The organism is Streptomyces sp. NPDC002754, from assembly GCF_053592315.1.
This window is the reverse complement of the sequence record NZ_JBSFVM010000002.1, coordinates 513,206-530,553: the sequence shown is the minus strand read 5'-3', so window position 1 is coordinate 530,553 and position 17,348 is coordinate 513,206. Positions and strand designations below refer to the sequence as shown.

The following is a 17,348-nucleotide window of genomic DNA, read 5'->3' as shown; positions in this document are numbered from 1 at the left end:
GTGGCGAGCCGCACCTCGATGTCACCGCGTACCTCCCCGTCGGCCGCGGCCGCCCTGAGCAGCGGGGCGCGGGGAACTGCGCGGACCGGGACCACGGCGGGACCGCACCCGCCGACGCAAAAGGCCCGCCCACCCGGGACATGCGAAGGCCCGCCCCACCCGGGACGGGCCTGGCGGCGACGGGGTCAGCCTGCGATGGACACCGACGGTTCGCCGGAGGGGATGCCGTCCGCTTCCATCTGCTCGGCGATCTTCATCGCCTCGTCGATCAGCGTCTCCACGATCTTCGACTCGGGCACCGTCTTGATGACCTCGCCCTTGACGAAGATCTGGCCCTTGCCGTTGCCGGAGGCGACACCGAGGTCGGCCTCGCGCGCCTCGCCCGGGCCGTTGACGACACAGCCCATGACGGCCACGCGCAGCGGGACCTCCATGCCTTCGAGGCCGGCGGTGACCTCTTCGGCGAGCTTGTAGACGTCGACCTGGGCGCGGCCGCAGGACGGGCAGGAGACGATCTCCAGGCGACGCGGCTTGAGGTTCAGCGACTCCAGGATCGCGTTGCCGACCTTGATCTCCTCGACCGGCGGGGCGGAGAGGGAGACGCGGATCGTGTCGCCGATGCCCTCGGCGAGCAGCGCGCCGAAGGCGACGGAGGACTTGATGGTGCCCTGGAACGCCGGGCCCGCCTCGGTCACACCGAGGTGCAGCGGGTAGTCGCACTGCGCGGCGAGCTGCCGGTACGCGTTGACCATGACCACCGGGTCGTTGTGCTTCACGGAGATCTTGATGTCGCGGAAGCCGTGCTCCTCGAAGAGGCCCGCCTCCCAGAGCGCGGACTCGGCGAGCGCCTCGGGGGTCGCCTTGCCGTACTTCTGCAGCAGGCGCTTGTCGAGGGAGCCCGCGTTCACACCGATCCGGATCGGCGTGCCGTGGTCCTTCGCCGCCTGGGCGATCTCCTTGACCTTGTCGTCGAACTGCTTGATGTTGCCGGGGTTCACCCGGACCGCCGCGCAGCCGGCCTCGATGGCCGCGAAGACGTACTTCGGCTGGAAGTGGATGTCCGCGATCACGGGGATCTGCGACTTCCGGGCGATGACGGACAGCGCGTCGGCGTCGTCCTGCGTGGGGCAGGCCACGCGCACGATCTGACAGCCGGAGGCGGTCAGCTCGGCGATCTGCTGGAGCGTGGCGCCGATGTCGGAGGTACGCGTCGTCGTCATCGACTGCACCGAGACCGGGGCGTCGCCGCCGACGGCCACCGTGCCGACCTGGATCTGCCGGCTCTTGCGCCGCTCGGCGAGCTTGATCGGTACATCCGGCATGCCGAGAGAAATCGCAGTCATCTGCTGTGCAACCCCAAGGTGGAGGATCGAGTCCAGAGGCTTCCGAGATTACGTCACCGGCGCGTGCCCGAGCACATCGCGCCCCCCGAAACCCTCACAAAGAGGGACTGCCCGGTACTCATGGTGCCGGGCAGTCCCCAACAGCGTTCAACCAGCGCGCGACCGGCCCGTGACCGGTCCATGGCCGGCCCGTGACGGGCTTCTGATCAGGAGATTCTCACCGGGTTCACCACGTCCGCGATCAACACGAGGATCGTGAAACAGACGAAGACCCCGGCCACCACGTACGCCACCGGCATGAGCTTCGCCACGTCGAACGGGCCCGGGTCGGGGCGGCGGAAGACCTTCGCCACGTTCCTGCGCAGCGCCTCCCACAGGGCGCCCGCGATGTGCCCGCCGTCGAGCGGCAGCAGCGGCAGCATGTTGAAGAGGAAGAGGGAGAGGTTGAAGCCCGCGACCAGCATCAGAGCCATCGCGAGCTGCTGCGTCGGCGGGATGTCGAGGGTGAAGATCTCGCCGCCGACCCGGGCCGCTCCGACCACGCCCATCGGCGAGTCCTGCTCACGCGGGCCGTCGCCGAACGCCGCGTCCCACAGGGCGGGGATCTTCGCGGGCAGCGCGACGATCGAGTCCACCGCGTCAGTGACCCGGTCGGACATCCACGTCACGGAGGAGCCGAAGTCCTGGCGTACGACACCGGTGGCGGCGGTGAAGCCGAGGAAGCCCGCGTTGACGTAGCCGTCTGTGATCTGGCCGCTGGCGTCCTTCTTCGCCACCTGATTGGTGGCGATCTTCGCGTTCAGCGTCTGCTGGTGCCCGTCGCGCTCGACGACGATCGGGACAGTGTCGCCCGCGCTCTTGCGGATCTCGTCGGACAGGGCGTTCCACTCGTCCGTCGCGACCCCGTTGAAGGACACGATCTTGTCCTTCGGCTGCAGGCCCGCGGCCTTCGCCGGGGACTGCGGGTCGGAGGCCTTGCAGCTGTCGCGGTTGGCGCTGGCCTGGATGACGCAGGAGGAGACGGACGAGACGACGTTCGTCTGCTGGGTGACGCCGAAGCCCATCAGGACCGTGAGGAACAGGCCGATCGCGAGGATCAGGTTCATGAACGGGCCCGCGAACATCACGATGACGCGCTTCCACGGCTTGCGCGTGTAGAAGAGCCGCGTCTCGTCACCGGGCTGGAGTTCCTCGAAGGCCGCCGCCCGCGCGTCCTCCACCATCGAGCGGAACGGGGAGGTCGAGCGGGCTTCGATCTTGCCGTCCGCCCCGGGCGGGAACATGCCGATCATGCGGATGTAGCCGCCGAGCGGAATGGCCTTGACCCCGTACTCGGTATCGCCCTTCTTCCGCGAGAAGACGGTCGGGCCGAAGCCGACCATGTACTGGGGCACGCGGATGCCGAAGAGCTTCGCCGTCGACAGGTGGCCCAGCTCGTGCCAGGCGATGGAGAACAGCAGGCCCACCGCGAAGATGACTACGCCGAGGATCATCATCAAGGTCGTCATGCACGAGCCTCCGCGGCTGCCTTGTCCGTTCCGGTCAGTTCACGGGCCCGGGCACGCGCCCAGGTCTCCGCTTCGAGGACGTCCGCGACCGTGAGCGAAGTTCCCGATTCGGGTGTGCTGCGCTTCTCAGCGATGCAGTCGTCCACGACCTTCGTCACCGTTTCCATGATGCCGTTGTACGGCAGGGCGCCCTTCAAGAACGCGTCCACGCACTCCTCGTTGGCGGCATTGAACACCGCCGGGGCCGTGCCCGCGAGCTCCCCCACGTGCCGGGCGAGCCCCACCGCGGGGAACGCCTCGTTGTCGAGCGGGAAGAACTCCCAGCTGGAGGCCTTCGTCCAGTCGAACGCGGGCGCGGCGTCGGGGATCCGCTCGGGCCAGCCGATGCCGACGGCGATGGGGCCGCGCATGTCGGGCGGGGTGGCCTGGGCGAGCGTCGAGCCGTCGACGAACTCGACCATGGAGTGCACGTAGGACTGCGGGTGCACGACGACTTCGATGCGGTCGAAGGGGATGTCGTACAGCAGGTGCGCCTCGATGACCTCGAGCCCCTTGTTGACCAGGGTCGAGGAGTTGATGGTGATGACCGGGCCCATCGACCAGGTGGGGTGCGCGAGGGCGTCCTCGATGGTGACGTTCGCGAGGTCCGCCTTCGTACGGCCGCGGAACGGGCCGCCGGACGCGGTGACGACGAGCTTGCGGACGTCGGCGCGGGTGCCGCCCGCGAGGGCCTGGAAGAGCGCGGCGTGCTCGGAGTCGACCGGGATGATCTGGCCGGGCTTGGCGATCCCCTTGACCAGCGGGCCGCCGACGATCAGCGACTCCTTGTTGGCGAGCGCGAGAGTGCGGCCCGCCTGGAGCGCGGCGAGCGTGGGGGCGAGGCCGATGGAGCCGGTGATGCCGTTGAGCACAGTGTGGCAGTCGCCGCGGCCCGCGATCTCGGTGGCGGCGTCGGGCCCGGCGAGGATCTCGGGGAGCGGCTCCCCCGCCCCGTACCGCGCGGCCAGCGCCTCGCGCAGTGCGGGCAGCACGTCCTCGCGGGCCACGGCGACGGTGCGCACGCGCAGCCGGTGCGCCTGCTCGGCGAGCAGTTCGACGCGGCCCCCGGCGGCGCTGAGCGCGGTGACGCGGAACCGGTCGGGATGGCGCAGGACGAGGTCGACGGCCTGCGTGCCGATGGAGCCCGTGGACCCCAGGACGACGACGTCGCGAGGCGCGTCGGCCGGGGCCGGGTCGAAGACGAGATGCGGGTCCGCGAGGGGGGATGGGCTGGCAGGGCTGTCGGTCATTCCCCCATTCTTGCGTGAACTCCCTGTGCGTCCGACACGGGATGGGCAGAAGTGTCCCGGGGATCAGCGGATCGGCCGGTGCACGTTCTCGTGTTCGCTCGGTCCTGGTGTCGCCTCGGCGATCCAGGGGCCGTCGCCGCTGGGGTCGACGATGCCCTGCTCCAGCCACGTGTACGTACCGCCGATGACGCCCTTGACGACCTTGCGGTCCAGGTCGTCGGTGTTGGTCCAGAGCCGGTCGAAGAGCTCGTCGACGCGGATCCTGGACTGCCGGCAGAAGGCGTCGGCGAGCTGGTAGGCCTCGCGGCCGTACGCCTCCGTGGAGCGCAGCAGTTCGGCGCGTACGCAGGCGGCGCTCATGGCGAAGAGTTCGGCGCCGATGTCGACGATCCGGCCGAGGAAGCCCTGCTTCGTCTCCATGCGGCCCTGCCAGCGGGACATGGCGTAGAAGGTGGAGCGGGCGAGTTTGCGGGCCGAGCGCTCCACGTAGCGCAGGTGCGTGGAGAGGTCCGGGTGGCCGGAAGGGTTGAACTCGCTGTACGTACGCGGGAGTTGGCCCGGCCCCGCCACCAGCTTCGGGAGCCACTTCGCGTAGAAGCCGCCTGCCTTCGCGCCCGCCTTCGCCTTGTCGGAGAGGGACTTCTCGGGGTCGATGAGGTCCCCGGCGACCGACAGGTGGGCGTCCACGGCCTCGCGCGCGATCAGCAGGTGCATGATCTCGGTCGAGCCCTCGAAGATGCGGTTGATGCGCAGATCGCGCAGGACCTGTTCGGCGGGGACGGCGCGTTCGCCGCGGGCCGCGAGGGATTCGGCCGTCTCGAAGCCTCGGCCGCCGCGGATCTGGACGAGCTCGTCCGCCATCAGGCAGGCCATCTCGGAGCCGTAGAGCTTGGCGAGGGCGGCCTCGATGCGGATGTCGTTGCGGTCCTCGTCCGCCATCTGCGAGGAGAGGTCGAGCACGGCCTCCAGGGCGAAGGAGGTCGCCGCGATGAAGGAGATCTTCGAGCCGACGGCCTCGTGGAACGCGACCGGCCTGCCCCACTGTTCGCGCTCCGCCGACCACTCGCGGGCGATCTTGAGGCACCACTTGCCCGCACCGACGCACATGGCGGGGAGGGACAGCCGTCCGGTGTTGAGGGTGGTGAGCGCGATCTTCAGGCCCGCGCCCTCGGGGCCGATGCGGTTCGCGGCCGGGACCCGGACCTGGTGGAAGCGGGTGACGCCGTTCTCGAGGCCGCGCAGGCCCATGAAGGCGTTGCGGTTCTCGACGGTGATGCCCTCGGAGGCCGCCTCGACGACGAACGCGGTGATGCCGCCCTTGTGCCCCTCCGACTTCGGTACGCGGGCCATGACGACGAGCAGGTCGGCGACGACGCCGTTCGTCGTCCACAGCTTCACACCGTCGAGGACGTACGTGCCGTCCCCTTCGGGGACGGCGGTCGTGGCGAGGCGGGCCGGGTCGGAGCCGACGTCGGGCTCGGTGAGCAGGAAGGCCGAGATGTCGGTGCGGGCGCAGCGCGGCAGGAACGTGTCCTTCTGCTCCTGCGTGCCGAACTGCTTCAGGGGCTGGGGTACGCCGATGGACTGGTGCGCGGAGAGCAGCGCGCCGATGGCGGGCGAGGCCGAACCGACCAGCGCGAGCGACTTGTTGTAGTAGACCTGCGTGAGCCCGAGGCCGCCGTACTTGGTGTCGATCTTCATGCCGAGCGCGCCGAGCTCCTTGAGCCCGTTGATCGTCTCGTCGGGGATCCGCGACTCGCGCTCGATGCGGGCCGAGTCGATCTTCGTCTCGCAGAAGTCGTGCAGTTTGGCGAGGAACTCCTCGCCGCGCTGTGCGTCCTCGTCGGCGGGCAGCGGGTGCGGGTGGATGAGGTCGAGCCTGAACCGGCCGAGGAACAGTTCCTTGGCGAAGCTGGGCTTGCGCCAGTCCTGTTCTCGGGCGGCCTCCGCCACCTCGCGTGCTTCTCGTTCCGAGACCTTGGGCCGGGATGTTGCGGACATGAGGTTCACCTCGCCGCGCGTCGGGTCCACCGCCCGGCTCGTTACCGACCGGTGCTACTGGATCGTATGTACCCGATTACGGGCATGTCGACCAGTCCCCGTGCGTCCCCGTGCACCCGAACGCCGACGGCCGGAGCCCCCGCACAGTGGGCTCCGGCCGTCGTGACCGGCGCGCGGATCAGGCGCGCGCCGGGGTCTTCGCGGGGGTACTACGGCGTACTACAGGGCGAGGCCCGTCAGGACGAGGACACGCTCGTACGTGTAGTCGTCCATGGCGAACTTGACGCCCTCGCGGCCGACGCCGGACTGCTTGGCGCCGCCGTACGGCATCTGGTCGGCGCGGTAGGACGGGGCGTCGCCGATGACGACGCCGCCGACCTCGAGGGCGCGGTGGGCGCGGAACGCGGTCTGCAGGTCGTGCGTGAACACGCCCGCCTGGAGGCCGTACTTGGAGTCGTTGACGGCGGCGAAGGCCGCGGCCTCTCCGTCCACCTTCTTGACCGTGAGGACCGGGCCGAAGATCTCCTCGCAGGAGATCGTGGCATCGGCCGGTACGTCGGCGAGGACGGTCGGGGCGTAGGTCGCGCCTTCGCGCTTGCCGCCGGCGAGGAGGGTGGCCCCCGCGGTCACGGCCTCGTTCACCCACGACTCGACGCGCTTCGCGGCGTCCTCGCTGACCAGCGGGCCGACGTCCGTGGCGTCGTCCGCCGGGTCGCCGGTGACCTGCGCCTCGACGGCCGCGACGATCTTCGGCAGGAGCCGGTCGTACACGGTGGCGTCGGCGATGACGCGCTGCACCGAGATGCAGGACTGACCGCCCTGGTAGTTGGAGAAGGTGGCGATGCGGCCCGCCGCCCAGTCCAGGTCGGCCTCGGAGGCGTAGTCGTCGAGGACGACGGCCGCGCCGTTGCCGCCGAGCTCCAGGGTGCAGTGCTTGCGCGGCACGCTGTCCATGATCGCGTAGCCGACGGGGCCGGAACCCGTGAAGGAGATGACGGGCAGACGCTCGTCCTGTACGAGGGCGGGCATACGGTCGTTCGGGACGGTCAGGACCGACCAGGAACCGGCCGGGAGGTCCGTCTCCGCGAGCAGCTCGCCGAGGATGAGGGACGAGATCGGGGTGGCGGGCGCCGGCTTGAGGATGATCGGCGCGCCGACCGCGATGGCCGGGGCGACCTTGTGGGCGCTCAGGTTCAGCGGGAAGTTGAAGGGCGCGATGCCGAGGACGACGCCCTTCGGGATGCGGCGGGTGATGGCCATGCGGCCGGTGCCGCCCGCGTCGGTGTCGAGGCGCTGGGCCTCGCCACTGTTCCAGCGGCGGGCCTCCTCGGCGGAGAAGCGGAACACGGAGACGGCGCGGCCGACCTCGCCGCGGGCCCACTTGATCGGCTTGCCATTCTCGGCGGAGATCAGCTGGGCGCTCTCCTCGGTGCGCTCGACCAGGCGGTCGGCCACGTGGTTCAGGGCCTTGGCCCGTACGTGGGCGGGGGTCGCGGCGAACTCGTCGACCACGGCGTGGGCGGCGGCGACGGCCTCTTCCACCTGGGCCTCGGTGGGCTCGGCGACGGTGCCGACGAGGCGGCCGTCGTAGGAGTTGTGGACGTCGAACGTCGTGTCACCGGTGGCCTGGCGGCCGGCGAGCCAGAAGGCGTGGGTGGTCATGGGTGCGTGTACCGGCCTCTCCGTGGTGGGTGGGGGTGCGTGTGACCACGGTAGGGCGGGGGTATGGGGTCGCGGTTTGGCCACGGTGGAGTGGTCGCGGGTAACCGGTTCGCCGAATTGGAGCACGGCAACGGCGTTACGGCCACGGGGCTCCGCCCCGGACCCCGCGCCTCAAACGCCGGCGGGGCTTGATGTGCGGAGTCCCATTTCAAGCCCCTGCGGCGATTGAGCAGCGGGGTCCGGGGCGGAGCCCCGATCTTTAAGCCCCGCCGGCGTTTGAGGCGCGGGGTTTGGGGCGGCGCCCCAAGGTTTTGGCGGCTCTCACGCCCCCGTCGCCTTCAGGGCCAGCCACAGCTCCATGCGGACGTCCGGGTCGTCCAGGGAGCGGCCCAGGATCTCCTCCACCCGCCGCATCCGATAGCGCAGCGTGTGGCGGTGGACGCCAAGATCTGCCGCCGCCGCGTCCCACTGACCGTGCCGGGAGAGCCACGCCCGGAGCGAGGCCACCAGGTCACCCCGCCCCGTCGCGTCATGGTCGCGCAGCGCCCGCAGCAACCCGTCCGCGAACGCCCGCACCGCGTCGTCACCGAGCAGCGGAAGCACCGACCCCGCCGCCATGTCCTCATGCTCGACGAGGATGCGACCGCGTCTCCGCGCAACGGAAAGCGCCTGCTCCGCCTGCTTGTACGCGGACACCGCCGCGATCGGCCCGGCCGGCGCCGAGAAGCCGATGACCAGTTCGTCCTCGGACGAGCCCTCGCCGCGCGTCGACTCCAGCGCCTCCGCGTACTGGAGGCAGGCCTCGGCCGCCGTCCCGCCGTCGACCGTCAGCAGCACGAGGCGCCGGTTCTCGGGGACGACGAGCAGCGCCTCCCCGGAGCGCGCCGCGGCGGACTCCACCACGTCGGCGAGGACCGGCAGCGGCCCCGCACCGGGACCACCGGCCCCGGTCACCGCCTCCGCGAGCAGCGCCGCCCTCCCGGTCGACGTGTCCCCGGACCGCGCCGCCACCCCGCTCGGCGGCGGCGCCACGGAGTCCGCGATGACCATCCGGAACGGCGCGTCGAGCAGCGCCCCGTACAGGTCGCCCGCGACGGCCCGCGCGTGGTCGGGCTCCCCCGCGAGCAGCATCCGCAGGACGGCCGAGCCGATCCGCTGCTCGGCCTCGTACAGCGCCCGGGAGCGTTCGGTGGTGAGGGTCAACAGGGCGATCGCCGAGTGCAGGGCGTAGCGCTCGGCCGTGCCGAGGGTCGTGGCGGTGCCCACCGCGAGGGCCGCCCGGGGCCGCCGTCCCGCGCCGATGGAGTGCAGTTCGACCCGGTCGTCGGAGCCGCTCTCCACCACCGCACTGGCGGGCGCGGGCCGGTCCCGCAGCCGCTCGACCTCGCCGGTCAGACGGACGGCGCGGCGGCCCGCCCAGTCCGGGGCGGTGGCGACGACGGCGCCGGACGCGTCGTACAGCGCGGCCCACCCGTCGACCTGGGCGGCGAGCACGCCGAGCACCCCTTCGGGCCCGCTGCCGAGCGCCTGCTTGGTGAGTTCGCGCTGGGCGGCGAACCCGGAGGTGACGGCCTTGTACTGCTCGGCGGCGATCGCGGCGGAGACCGCCTTGCTGATGGCGATGAACGGCGTGCGCGGCGGCACCGCGAGCAGCGGCAACCCCTCGTCCTTCGCCGCCTTTACGAGTGCCTCGGGAACGTCGTCGTAGTTGACGCCGACGGCGAAGCCGAGGCCGACGACACCCGCCTCGGAGAGCCGCTTCACGTAGCGGCGCATGGCGTCGGGGTCCTCGGCGTCCAGCTTGAGCGCGGTGATCAGGAGGAGCTCGCCGCCCTCCATGTACGGGACGGGGTCGGCGAGTTCGCTCACATGCGCCCAGCGGACCGGGGTGTCCAGATGCTGCTCGCCCGCGCGCACGCCGAGCTTGAGCGCCGAGTGGTGGACGAGCGAGGCGAGCGTGGGCGGCATGGGCCAGGCCTTCGGGTGAGCGGGGGTGTACACGGGGGCAGGGCGTACAGGTGGATCTTGTGAAGCTTTTGGCCGGTCCGTATGAACGACCAGTGTTGATTCTGCCTTACCGTACGTACAACCGTGGTCGACCCCCCTGAAAGCTCGGTCGACCTTCGGACGCCTCCCGCCACTTTCAGCGGCGCAGGTCCACGAGCAGCGGCGGAGCGTGCTCCCCGCGCACGGTGGTGAGCGAGAGCACCGCGTGCCCCGGCGGCACCGCGTGTGCCAGATCGGAGGCCGACCAGCGTTCGCGCTCCACCTTGCGGACCGTGACGGCGTCCGTGGTGACGGCCTTCCCGGTCACCATCTGGCGCGCCTTGTGCAGCGCGCGGGTCAGCGGCTGCTGCGCGAACACCGCGTGCTGCGCGACCTCCTCGGTCTCCACCCACTCCGTGCCCCAAGCCTCCGCGAAGCGCCGGCCGTCCCACGTCGTGACCCCGGAGAACGCCATGCGGCAGCCGACCGCCGCGTACAGCGGGCCCTGCAGGGGCTCGGCGACCTCGCCGATGGTGCGCAGGCCGAGCACCACTCCGGCGTGCGCGGAGCGCAGCCGCTGGATGCCGCGGACCGTTTCGGCGGTGACGGTGCGCGCCGCGTCGTCGAGGACCAGGCAGGCGAAGTGGGAGCGCCCCGCCCGGCCGCGTACGACGGAGGTGAACTGGGCGAGCAGCAGCCGGGCGAGCAGCCGGGACGCCTCTTCGTGGCCCTGCTCGGGCAGGTCGACGCGGACCCGCAGCGGATGGTGCGCGAGGGCCCGTACGGAGAACGGGCGGGCGGCCGCCGGGTCGAAGAAGCCGGCGAAGATCGGGCGGTCCAGGAGGGCGAGGCGGTCGGCGAGCATCGGGCCCGGGTCGCCCGCGGTGCCGAACTGGCGCTGCCGGGCGTCGAGTTCGCGGCGCATCGCGGAGTCCGCCATCAGCCGCTCCTTGAGGTCGGCGAGGGCCTCCGGCTCGCCCTCCAGGAGTTCGCGCAGCACCGGCACCGCGGGGAACGCGTCGTGCGCCTCGCGGTAGGGGCCGAGGAGCTGGGCGAGCGCGGTGGCGGCGCGCCCGGTGTCGACGCTCTCCAAGTCGCCGGCCAGGCCCTCGGCGAGGAAGCCCGCCGCCTCGTCCGGGTCGGTGGCGTCCGCGTACAGGTCGAGGTCGTGCACCGAGGCGCGGTCGCCCGGCCTGACCACCACGTCGTACGCGTCGTCGGGGCCGAGCGGGGTGCCCTGCGCGCAGACCGCGAGCACGGCGCACTGGCCGGTGAGCGCCTGGAGCGCCAGGGACTCGACCACGGGGCGTACGACCCCGGCCGTCTTGCCGGCGCCCGGCGGCCCTACGGCGAGCAGCGAGGTGCCGAGCAGGCTCGGGTCGAGGGCCACGCCCGCGCCCCGCAGCGCGTACGGATTGCGCTCGTCGCTCGCGTAGGAGCCGATCCGCACCTGGCCGACGAGCAGGTCGTGGGCCGCCGCGCGGGCCGGCAGATCGCGCTGGCCCGAGGGGTGCGCCCAGGCGCCCGCGCCCTGCTTGAGCACGGTCTTGGCGAAGTCGGCGGGGTCGGCGGTGTGCCGCCAGGCGTGGGTGACGCGCGCGCAGTCGACGTCGTTCATGCGGCCACCCGCCACTTCGGCGGTGAGCGCGTCGGCGGCCCGGGACTGGCCCGCCTCGCGCAGCTGTGCCCAGCTCGCGCGCGCGGGTGGTGCGGCGGGGACGGGCGGCGCCTCCTTCTTGCGGCGCGCTGACCAGACGTCGAGCCAGCCGCCGAGCCGGGCGAACGGCCACAGGACCGCCGCCGTGATCAGGGCGTACAGGAGGTAGGTGAGGACCGGGACCTCGAAGAAGCCGTAGCCGCCGGTGACGAGGACGACGAGGGAGAGGACCGGGTCGACGATCGGCAGCGGCCGCCACGACAGGCCGAGCGCGTCCGGCCATACGAAGACGAGCACGACCACCGCGGCGGCCGAGGCCACGACGGCCCGGACGGGCTGGGGCCTACGGACGATGAAGTGCTGGATGCCCTCCCCCCAGGCCCCGAAACGCCCCACCAGGAAGACGATCAGAGCGAAGGCCACGCCTTGGTAGACGACGCGTGCGGCGTCCGCCTTCGGGTCCTTGGGCGACGTCGTGCCCGGCCACCACCAGCCGTCCGGCGTGAAGACCTTGAGGGGGACCCACTGGTACGGCAGCGTGCCGCGCCGCCACAGGCTCCACAACAGGACGCCGACCAGGAACGACAGGCCCATCCACACCAGCAGCCTGCGCCCGAGCGCCGACGTGTCCCGCTCGGGGGGCCGGGGCTCGTACTCGTACCGCCACACACCCGGCTGCGCCTTGGGGCGGCGCGCGGCGAGCCACTCCGCGACCGAACCGCGGGGCGCGCTCGGCGCCTGCCGGGGCATCGGCGGGGCGGTCGGGCGGGGCGGCCGCGCGGGACGCGGCACGGGCGCGGCGGCCCGCCGTTCGCCTCCTGCCCCGCGCGTCTCCCGCATCCCGCTGTCGCTGTCCATGGCTTGACGCCCTCCCGACCTGCCGGTCCGTTCGTGCCGTGTCGCGTCGATCGCGCCTCAATCTAATGCCCGTACCAGGGGAGTTCACCGCATACGCGCCCCATGGACCGGGCCCGTCGCGGCGCACGCGCCCGTCCGGAACGGAGACCGCACCGGATCCACACCTGTCCAAGACGGACAACAGGCACCACCGACCCCGCCCGGATGGAGCATGACCGCCCCGTTCCCCCGCGCCTAACCTGCGAGAAACCCCCCGAAAGCAGCCCCGGCGAACCGGCGACATCGACATCGATCGACATCGCGACCGAGCCCGGGACCGGATCCAGAATCAGGAGCCCCGCATGAGCGACATCCCGCAGGAGCGCCGCGTCGTCACCGCCATCCCCGGCCCGAAGTCGCAGGAGCTGCAGGCCCGCCGCACCGCGGTCGTCGCCGCAGGTGTGGGCTCCACGCTGCCGGTGTTCACCGCCAGGGTCGACCGCGGCATCATCGAGGACGTCGACGGGAACCGCCTCATCGACTTCGGTTCCGGCATCGCCGTGACCTCCGTCGGCGCCTCCGCCGAGGCCGTGGTCCGCCGCGCCTCCGCCCAGCTGCAGGAGTTCACCCACACCTGCTTCATGGTCACGCCGTACGAGAGCTACGTGGCGGTCGCCGAGGCCCTCGCGGAGCTGACGCCGGGCGACCACGCCAAGAAGTCGGCCCTGTTCAACTCCGGCGCCGAGGCGGTGGAGAACGCGGTCAAGATCGCCCGCGCCTACACCAAGCGCCAGGCGGTCGTCGTCTTCGACCACGGCTACCACGGCCGCACCAACCTGACGATGGCGCTGACCGCGAAGAACATGCCGTACAAGCACGGCTTCGGCCCGTTCGCCCCCGAGGTCTACCGCGCCCCGCTCGCGTACGGCTACCGCTGGCCGACCGGCGCCGAGAACGCCGGTCCGGAGGCGGCCAAGCAGGCCATCGACCAGATCTCCAAGCAGGTCGGCGCGGACAACGTCGCCGCGATCATCATCGAGCCGGTGCTCGGCGAGGGCGGCTTCATCGAGCCGGCCAAGGGCTTCCTCCCGGCGATCCGCCAGTACGCCGCCGACAACGGCATCGTCTTCGTCGCGGACGAGATCCAGTCCGGCTTCTGCCGCACGGGCCAGTGGTTCGCGTGTGAGGACGAGGGCATCGTCCCGGACCTGATCACGACCGCCAAGGGCATCGCGGGCGGCCTCCCGCTCGCCGCCGTCACCGGCAAGGCCGAGATCATGGACGCCGCGCACGCGGGCGGCCTCGGCGGCACCTACGGCGGCAACCCGGTGGCCTGCGCCGGTGCGCTCGGCGCCATCGAGACGATGAAGGAGCTCGACCTCAACGCCAAGGCGAAGGAGATCGAGACGACGATGAAGTCGCGCCTGTCGGCGATGCAGGAGAAGTTCCCGGCCATCGGCGACATCCGCGGCCGCGGCGCCATGATCGCCGTCGAACTGGTCAAGGATCCTGCCACCAAGGAGCCGAACCCGGAGGCCACCGCCGCCATCGCCAAGGCCTGCCACGCCGAGGGCCTGCTGGTTCTCACCTGTGGCACGTACGGCAACGTGCTGCGCTTCCTGCCGCCGCTCGTCATCGGCCAGGACCTCCTGAACGAGGGCCTCGACATCATCGAGAACGCGTTCGCCGCTCTCTGAGCAGACCCCTGGACACCGCTCCGGCAACAGGAGCCACACCGCCCGATCGTGACGACGCGGACCGCAATACTTCCGTGACCTGCGACGACGGTCGGGCCGTGTGAAGAAGGTGTGCGAGGCCGATGGGATGTTGCCCAACCGGCTGTCGCACCCTCAGCCCCTGCCGTACGGTTTCTGCAGATGAGAGAAACACCCCGCTCGCAGGTGACTGCGAGCGAAACCGGGTCGAGGCCTCCCCAGCTTCGCCCTGGTCGTGCCCTCGCGCACACACCCGGAGCTTCCGGCTCCGGAACTCCTCACCGGCCGGTGGGTCGCCCGCCCCAAACCCCCCGGGGCGCGCGACACTCCGGCCAGTTCGGCCGGTTCGGAACTACCCCCCCTGTTCCGAACCGGCCGAGCATTTTTCTCATCCTCTTCGCAGCGCTTCTCTTCGCCGCACTCACCTGGCAGGTCGCCTCCGGCGGGCCGCTCCTCGCGTACGACGAGCGCCTCGGCGACGCGATCCGTACCAGCGCGATCCCCTCGGGCCCCGCGGAGTTCTTCGCCGACCTCGGCAACATGGCGGTCGCCCTCCCGGTCCTCGCCGCCACCCTCGCGTACGTCACCTGGCGCACCCGGTCCCGGTTCCCCCTGATCGCCGCGGCCGTGACGATGGCCCTGGTCCCCGCCCTGGTGCCCCCGCTCCAGGCCCTCATCGACCGCCCCGGGCCGCCGCCCATGGCCCCGGCCACGGGCTTCTACCCGTCGGGCCACGCGGCGACGGCGGCGGTCGCGTACGGGCTGTGCGCGCTGCTGCTCCGCAGACGTGAACCGGCCTACGGCTGCGTCCTGTTGAACGCGGCCGTAGGCCTGGGGCTCGTACGACAGGGGTACCACTGGCCTGCCGATGTGGTGGGGAGCTGGTGTCTGGCGGTGGTGTTGCTGTGCGCGGCGGCGTACGCGGTCAGCCGAAGTAGCCGTCGAAGTTCTTCTGGAACTCCCAGTTGCTGAAGCGGTCCCAGTTCACCGACCACGTCATCAGGCCGCGCAGGGCGGGCCAGGTGCCATGGCTCGGGTACGAGCCGCAGTTGGTCTTCTTGGTGAGGCAGTCGAGGGCCTTGTTCGTCTCCGTCGGGGACACGTAGCCGTTGCCCGCCTGCGTCGAGGCCGGCATGCCGATGGCGATCTGGTCGGGGCGCAGCGGCGGGAAGACGTTGTTCGCGTCGCCCGCGACCGGGAAGCCGGTGAGCAGCATGTCGGTCATCGCGATGTGGAAGTCGGCGCCGCCCATGGAGTGGTACTGGTTGTCGAGGCCCATGATCGAGCCGGAGTTGTAGTCCTGGACGTGGAGGAGCGTCAGGTCGTCGCGCAGAGCGTGGATGACCGGGAGGTACGCGCCCGCGCGCGGGTCCTGGCCGCCCCATTTGCCGGTGCCGTAGTACTGGTAGCCGAGCTGGACGAAGAACGTCTCCGGGGCCATGGTGAGCGTGAAGTCGCTGCCGTACTTGGACTTGAGGGTCTTCACCGCCGAGATCAGGTTCACGATCACCGGGGTCTTCGGGTTCTTGAAGTCGGTGTCGTCGGCGTTCAGGGAGAGCGAGTGGCCCTCGAAGTCGATGTCGAGGCCGTCGAGACCGTACTCGTCGATGATTTTGGAGACCGAGGAGACGAAGGTGTCGCGGGCGGCCGCGGTGGTGAGCTGGACCTGGCCGTTCTGGCCGCCGATCGAGATCAGGACCTTCTTGCCCGCCGCCTGCTTGGCCTTGATCGCGGCCTTGAAGTCGGCGTCCGACTCGACGCCGGGGCACTCGGTGGCCGGGCAGCGGTCGAAGCGGATGTCTCCGGAGGCCGTCGAGGCGGGTTCGCCGAAGGCGAGGTCGATGACGTCCCAGCTGTCGGGGACGTCGGCGAGGCGGGTGTAGCCGGCGCCGTTGGCGAAGCTCGCGTGGAGGTAGCCGACGAGGGCGTGTGCCGGGAGGTCCGCGGATCCGGAGTCGCCGGGCCCGTCGGCCGTGGTCGCGGTGACCGTGGTCGACTTCGCGGACTCGCCCGCGTCGTTCACGGCGGCTACCTGGAAGCTGTACGCGGTGGTGGGCGTCAGGCCGGTGATCGTGGCCGAAGTGCCGTTCACCGTCTGGTACTTCGTGCCGTTGCGGTACACCGCGTATCCCGTGGCGCCGGGGACCGCCGACCAGGACAGGCCGACGCTCGTCGCGGTGACGGCCGAGGTCTTGAGGCCCGCGGGCGCGGCGGGCGGCGCCGGGGTGTCGGTGCCGGGGCCGAGCAGGGTGAGGTCGTCGGCGGTGTAGGCGGGGCTGCCGTACCAGCCGTGCGTGTAGAGCGTGACCTTGGTGGTGGCGGGGCCGGTGCGGAAAGTGGTCTTGAGCTGCTGCCAGTCGGAGGCCGACGGGGTCCAGGTCGACACGTCCGTGGTGCCGGTGCCGCTCGCACCGAGGTAGACGTAGCTGCCGCGGACGTATCCGGACAGGGTGTACGTGGAGTCCGGCTTGACCGTGACGGTCTGGGCGCAGCTGGCGTTGTCGGCGCCGGACGGCGTGGCCTGGAGCGCCGATGTACCGCTGTGGACGGGCGAGTTGACGCTTCTGCCCGTGTCGGACGAACAGGTCCAGCCGTCCGTGCCGGACTCGAATCCGCCGTTGCGGGCGAGGTCGACATCGGCGGCGCGCGCGGTGGTGGACAGGGCGGTGAGGCCGGTCGCGGCGAGCGCGGCGGCCGTGAGGCTCGTCAAGAGCCTGCGGGATCTGCGGGGCCTGCTGACTCTGCGGGGTCTGCTGGGCATGCTGGGTCTGGAGCGGGTCATGGCTGCCTCCGGGCGGGGCGGGGAAACGAGCACGGTGGAGCGCGCCCAACTTGGTCCAGACCAATTGAGTTGTCAAGGGTTCCGCATCCGCCGCACCGCCCCTACTCCCCCGTATCCCTTGCCAGTTGGGCCGCCGCCTCGTGCATCGCGAGTTCCAGGACGGCCGGGTCCGTGAGGGTGCCCGAGCCGTCCGGCGGCACCAGCCAGCGCACGCCGCCCGCGAGCCGGCCGGGGTACGGCGCCACGATCCAGGTGCCGCGCCCCACCGCGCGCACGCCTGTGCCGAGCCAGCGGGTGGCCGTGCCCGCGGGCACGAAGAAGCCCATGCGGGCGGCGCCGAAGTCCGCCAGCACGGGCCCCGGCCTGTCGATCACCCGGCGCAGCACGTCGAGCGTCGGATAGCCGAGCTCCCCCGGCAGGATCAGCACGTCCCACCGCTCGCCCGCGGGCAGCAGCGCCACCCCGTGCGGATTGCGTTCCCACTCCCAGCGGCAGGCGTCCGGATCCGGTGCCACGGACACCAGCCACTCGACAGCGGCCTTGTCCCCCGAGCCAGTCATGACGGGGC

The 17,348-nt window shown here is 71.5% G+C and carries 11 protein-coding genes; 2 read left to right on the top strand and 9 right to left on the bottom strand.

Annotated elements, in window-relative coordinates:
- Positions 1-185: 185 nt before the first annotated feature.
- The 7 genes from ispG to ACWD2L_RS09790 all read right to left on the bottom strand — a co-directional run bounded on the left by ispG (position 186) and on the right by ACWD2L_RS09790 (position 12,304).
- Positions 186-1,343, bottom strand: coding sequence for a flavodoxin-dependent (E)-4-hydroxy-3-methylbut-2-enyl-diphosphate synthase (gene ispG / locus ACWD2L_RS09820; protein WP_351340739.1), 1,158 nt, complete (start codon positions 1,341-1,343; stop codon positions 186-188).
- Between the two features lie 206 nt (positions 1,344-1,549).
- The gene (locus tag ACWD2L_RS09815; protein WP_351340746.1) at positions 1,550-2,839 is read right to left on the bottom strand and encodes a M50 family metallopeptidase; all 1,290 of its coding nucleotides are present in this window, start codon (positions 2,837-2,839) and stop codon (positions 1,550-1,552) included.
- Between the two features lie 8 nt (positions 2,840-2,847).
- Positions 2,848-4,140: a 1-deoxy-D-xylulose-5-phosphate reductoisomerase gene (gene dxr / locus ACWD2L_RS09810; protein ID WP_351340736.1), complete on the bottom strand. Its 1,293-nt coding sequence runs from the start codon at positions 4,138-4,140 to the stop codon at positions 2,848-2,850.
- Between the two features lie 63 nt (positions 4,141-4,203).
- Complete coding sequence (locus tag ACWD2L_RS09805) at positions 4,204-6,141, bottom strand: acyl-CoA dehydrogenase family protein (RefSeq protein WP_351340734.1); 1,938 nt, start codon at positions 6,139-6,141, stop codon at positions 4,204-4,206.
- A gap of 219 nt (positions 6,142-6,360) precedes the next feature.
- A complete protein-coding gene (locus tag ACWD2L_RS09800) occupies positions 6,361-7,803 on the bottom strand; it encodes an aldehyde dehydrogenase family protein (RefSeq protein ID WP_351340732.1) in 1,443 nt (480 codons plus the stop codon).
- 321 nt (positions 7,804-8,124) lie between these two features.
- Positions 8,125-9,771, bottom strand: a complete 1,647-nt coding sequence (locus tag ACWD2L_RS09795) for a PucR family transcriptional regulator (RefSeq protein ID WP_351340744.1) — start codon at positions 9,769-9,771, stop codon at positions 8,125-8,127.
- 175 nt (positions 9,772-9,946) lie between these two features.
- Complete coding sequence (locus tag ACWD2L_RS09790; RefSeq protein ID WP_351340729.1) at positions 9,947-12,304, bottom strand: type IV secretory system conjugative DNA transfer family protein; 2,358 nt, start codon at positions 12,302-12,304, stop codon at positions 9,947-9,949.
- Positions 12,305-12,645: 341 nt separating this feature from the next.
- On the opposite strand from ACWD2L_RS09790, the gene gabT reads away from it, so the two are divergent.
- Positions 12,646-13,980, top strand: coding sequence for a 4-aminobutyrate--2-oxoglutarate transaminase (gabT, locus tag ACWD2L_RS09785; protein WP_351340726.1), 1,335 nt, complete (start codon positions 12,646-12,648; stop codon positions 13,978-13,980).
- Positions 13,981-14,286: 306 nt separating this feature from the next.
- Positions 14,287-14,970, top strand: coding sequence for a phosphatase PAP2 family protein (locus ACWD2L_RS09780; RefSeq protein ID WP_351340723.1), 684 nt, complete (start codon positions 14,287-14,289; stop codon positions 14,968-14,970).
- Here ACWD2L_RS09780 and ACWD2L_RS09775 read toward each other — a convergent pair.
- Both ACWD2L_RS09775 and ACWD2L_RS09770 read right to left on the bottom strand, forming a co-directional pair.
- Positions 14,924-16,759 carry a chitinase gene (locus ACWD2L_RS09775; protein WP_351340720.1) on the bottom strand — a complete coding sequence of 612 codons (1,836 nt, stop codon included), beginning with the start codon at positions 16,757-16,759 and terminating at the stop codon, positions 14,924-14,926. The genes ACWD2L_RS09780 and ACWD2L_RS09775 overlap by 47 nt on opposite strands.
- Before the next feature lie 122 nt (positions 16,760-16,881).
- Positions 16,882-17,340 carry a bifunctional DNA primase/polymerase gene (locus ACWD2L_RS09770; protein WP_351340717.1) on the bottom strand — a complete coding sequence of 153 codons (459 nt, stop codon included), beginning with the start codon at positions 17,338-17,340 and terminating at the stop codon, positions 16,882-16,884.
- Positions 17,341-17,348 lie beyond the last annotated feature (8 nt).